The sequence below is a fragment of the Nocardioides humilatus genome, from assembly GCF_008373755.1.
Lineage (GTDB): Bacteria > Actinomycetota > Actinomycetes > Propionibacteriales > Nocardioidaceae > Nocardioides > Nocardioides humilatus.
In genome coordinates this window covers 1-459 of record NZ_VUJV01000163.1, presented here as the reverse complement: position 1 = coordinate 459, position 459 = coordinate 1, and the positions used below count along the sequence as shown (strand labels likewise).

Sequence of the window (459 nt, the reverse complement as noted above, 5' to 3'; positions counted from 1 at the left end):
GTTAGCTCCTGTACAACGGTATTATCTTACACACCATCAATATGAATTCCCTCATCGCATTCTGCCTGTTTGCCGTTTTGGCCGTGGCTCTCGCCAGACCTGACGACAAGTACACCGATCGCTACGACAACGTTAATTTAGATGAGGTCCTCAGCAATTCTCGACTTCTTCAGCCTTACATCAAATGTATCCTCGACAAGGACAGGTGTGCCCCTGACGCTAAGGAGTTGAAGGAACACATCAGGGAGGCACTCGAGACCGAATGCGCGAAATGTACCGAAGCCCAGAAGAAGGGTACTCGACGTGTTATCGGCCATCTAATTAATAACGAAAGCAAATCCTGGAATGAGCTGACCGCTAAATACGACCCCGAAAATAAATTTACAGCCAAATACGAAAAGGAGCTTCGTGAAATCAAAGCTTAAGACACAAATGCTAAACTAAGCTATGAAATGTGCT

Annotated in this window: 1 protein-coding gene; it reads left to right on the top strand. The window is 45.8% G+C overall.

What is annotated here, in order from left to right; all coding sequences use genetic code 11:
- Nucleotides 1-41 precede the first annotated feature (41 nt).
- Complete coding sequence (locus tag F0U44_RS24330) at nucleotides 42-425, top strand: 4CSP family protein (RefSeq protein WP_149730636.1); 384 nt, start codon at nucleotides 42-44, stop codon at nucleotides 423-425.
- The last annotated feature ends 34 nt before the right edge of the window (nucleotides 426-459 follow it).

Bases quoted from the DNA above. Each gene is read 5' to 3' on its own strand.
- F0U44_RS24330 (WP_149730636.1), top strand. From the start codon at position 42: ATGAATTCCCTCATCGCATTCTGCCTGTTTGCCGTTTTGGCCGTGGCT.